The organism is Lysinibacillus sp. PWR01 (genome assembly GCF_043359455.1).
Classification (GTDB): Bacteria; Bacillota; Bacilli; order Bacillales_A; family Planococcaceae; genus Lysinibacillus; species Lysinibacillus fusiformis_F.
Genome location: NZ_JBHERJ010000085.1, coordinates 1 through 2,071, shown reverse-complemented (window position 1 = coordinate 2,071; position 2,071 = coordinate 1). Strand labels below are relative to the sequence as shown.

The 2,071-nt window shown below is 49.4% G+C and carries 17 tRNA genes and 1 rRNA gene; all 18 read right to left on the bottom strand.

Annotated elements, in window-relative coordinates:
• Positions 1 to 448 precede the first annotated feature (448 nt).
• The 18 genes from ACEVFT_RS19110 to rrf all read right to left on the bottom strand — a co-directional run bounded on the left by ACEVFT_RS19110 (position 449) and on the right by rrf (position 2,054).
• Positions 449 to 520, bottom strand: a tRNA-Glu gene (locus ACEVFT_RS19110).
• Between the two features lies 1 nt (position 521).
• Positions 522 to 598: transfer RNA gene (locus tag ACEVFT_RS19105), tRNA-Asn, on the bottom strand.
• 7 nt (positions 599 to 605) lie between these two features.
• A tRNA-Ile gene (locus tag ACEVFT_RS19100) sits at positions 606 to 679 on the bottom strand.
• Between the two features lie 4 nt (positions 680 to 683).
• Positions 684 to 757: transfer RNA gene (locus tag ACEVFT_RS19095), tRNA-Gly, on the bottom strand.
• A gap of 5 nt (positions 758 to 762) precedes the next feature.
• Positions 763 to 838 (bottom strand) — tRNA-Phe (locus tag ACEVFT_RS19090).
• A gap of 6 nt (positions 839 to 844) precedes the next feature.
• Positions 845 to 937, bottom strand: a tRNA-Ser gene (locus ACEVFT_RS19085).
• A 13-nt stretch (positions 938 to 950) separates the two neighbouring features.
• A tRNA-Ala gene (locus ACEVFT_RS19080) sits at positions 951 to 1,026 on the bottom strand.
• Between the two features lie 16 nt (positions 1,027 to 1,042).
• A tRNA-Pro gene (locus ACEVFT_RS19075) sits at positions 1,043 to 1,119 on the bottom strand.
• A 15-nt stretch (positions 1,120 to 1,134) separates the two neighbouring features.
• A tRNA-Arg gene (locus ACEVFT_RS19070) sits at positions 1,135 to 1,211 on the bottom strand.
• Positions 1,212 to 1,229: 18 nt separating this feature from the next.
• Positions 1,230 to 1,302, bottom strand: a tRNA-Lys gene (locus ACEVFT_RS19065).
• Positions 1,303 to 1,315: 13 nt separating this feature from the next.
• Positions 1,316 to 1,390: transfer RNA gene (locus tag ACEVFT_RS19060), tRNA-Gln, on the bottom strand.
• 9 nt (positions 1,391 to 1,399) lie between these two features.
• Positions 1,400 to 1,475, bottom strand: a tRNA-His gene (locus ACEVFT_RS19055).
• A 43-nt stretch (positions 1,476 to 1,518) separates the two neighbouring features.
• Positions 1,519 to 1,592: transfer RNA gene (locus ACEVFT_RS19050), tRNA-Trp, on the bottom strand.
• Between the two features lie 4 nt (positions 1,593 to 1,596).
• Positions 1,597 to 1,680 (bottom strand) — tRNA-Tyr (locus tag ACEVFT_RS19045).
• Positions 1,681 to 1,687: 7 nt separating this feature from the next.
• Positions 1,688 to 1,763: transfer RNA gene (locus tag ACEVFT_RS19040), tRNA-Thr, on the bottom strand.
• An 8-nt stretch (positions 1,764 to 1,771) separates the two neighbouring features.
• Positions 1,772 to 1,847: transfer RNA gene (locus ACEVFT_RS19035), tRNA-Asp, on the bottom strand.
• 4 nt (positions 1,848 to 1,851) lie between these two features.
• Positions 1,852 to 1,927: transfer RNA gene (locus ACEVFT_RS19030), tRNA-Val, on the bottom strand.
• Between the two features lie 11 nt (positions 1,928 to 1,938).
• A 5S ribosomal RNA gene (gene rrf / locus ACEVFT_RS19025) occupies positions 1,939 to 2,054 on the bottom strand.
• Positions 2,055 to 2,071: the final 17 nt, after the last annotated feature.

The window sequence follows — 2,071 nt, the reverse complement described above, 5'->3', positions numbered from 1 at the left end:
TCCACTCCAACCTATAAAATGTTAACTTTTTTAGCAAATATTTTCAAATAAAGTGAAGGTCTTCACTACCCTTTATGAAGGGGTGTTGTCACTACACAATGAAAATAAGAGCCTATCTAATTATACAAATCATGGGCTATTTTGATCGCTACGGTTAGTATGTAAGATAAGGAAAAGACACTTTTGCACATGGTTGATTGGAGTGGAGCCAGCGTCACTCCTAGGGGATTTAGCGTCACAGAGGAGACACTGGAGCGAACGCTAGTGAGTGAAGCGGCTCCTCGGACGCCCCCTGGAAAGGACGCTGGCGGAACGGAAATCAACCCCTCGCCTTGCCAAAAGCTCTTTATCTGCTATTGTCATGATTTTTTTCAACAACATGAAAAAGGAGAATGTACTTAAAGGAAATAGAAAAAGCATGTAACACACATCTGTGCTACATGCTTGATGACCCGTACGGGATTCGAACCCGTGTTACCGCCGTGAAAGGGCGGTGTCTTAACCACTTGACCAACGGGCCGTGGCTCCGAAGGCAGGACTCGAACCTGCGACAACCTGATTAACAGTCAGGTGCTACTACCAACTGAGCTACTTCGGAATAATGATGGGCCTAAATGGACTCGAACCATCGACCTCACGCTTATCAGGCGTGCGCTCTAACCAGCTGAGCTATAGGCCCATTTTGGAGCGGGTGATGAGAATCGAACTCACGACATCAGCTTGGAAGGCTGAGGTTTTACCATTAAACTACACCCGCAATAATGGTGGGTCAGGACGGAATCGAACCGCCGACACTTAGAGCTTCAATCTAATGCTCTACCAACTGAGCTACTGACCCGGAAAATGGAGGAGGTAGAGGGATTCGAACCCCCGCGCGGTGTTACCCGCCTGTCGGTTTTCAAGACCGATCCCTTCAGCCAGACTTGGGTATACCTCCAAAAATATTAAAATGGTGGAGCCTAGCGGGATCGAACCGCTGACCTCCTGCGTGCAAGGCAGGCGCTCTCCCAGCTGAGCTAAGGCCCCATTTTATCATGAAAGATGGTCGGAATGACAGGATTCGAACCTACGACCCCTTGGTCCCAAACCAAGTGCTCTACCAAGCTGAGCTACATTCCGTAAACGTGAATTTATTGGCGCGCCCGACAGGAGTCGAACCCATAACCTTCTGATCCGTAGTCAGACGCTCTATCCAATTGAGCTACGGGCGCATATTAATTAAAAAACGATGAGCCATGAAGGACTCGAACCTTCGACCCTCTGATTAAAAGTCAGATGCTCTACCAACTGAGCTAATGGCTCGTAAAATAAAAAATGGCTGGGGTACTAGGATTCGAACCTAGGCATGACGGAATCAAAATCCGTTGCCTTACCGCTTGGCTATACCCCAATTTTGAAATGGGGCGACTGATGGGAATCGAACCCACGAATGTCGGAACCACAATCCGATGCGTTAACCACTTCGCCACAATCGCCACTATAAAATAATAGCTATATATGAACGAGTACCTCAATACCTGGCAGGGGCAGTAGGAATCGAACCCACACCAAAGGTTTTGGAGACCTCTATTCTACCGTTGAACTATGCCCCTAAAATGGTGGAGGGGGACGGATTCGAACCGCCGAACCCTAAGGAGCGGATTTACAGTCCGCCGCGTTTAGCCACTTCGCTACCCCTCCAAGGGAATGGTGCCGGCGATAGGAGTCGAACCCACGACCTACTGATTACAAGTCAGTTGCTCTACCAACTGAGCTACACCGGCAATAATAATGGCGGTCCCGACCGGGATCGAACCGGCGATCTCCTGCGTGACAGGCAGGCATGTTAACCGCTACACCACGGGACCATAATGGTGGAGGATGACGGGCTCGAACCGCCGACCCTCTGCTTGTAAGGCAGATGCTCTCCCAGCTGAGCTAATCCTCCACAAAAAATAAGCGAAGCGATGTCCTACTCTCACAGGGGGAAACCCCCAACTACCATCGGCGCTAAAGAGCTTAACTTCCGTGTTCGGTATGGGAACGGGTGTGACCTCTTTGCCATCATCACTTCACTTATTCAGTTGAAAGA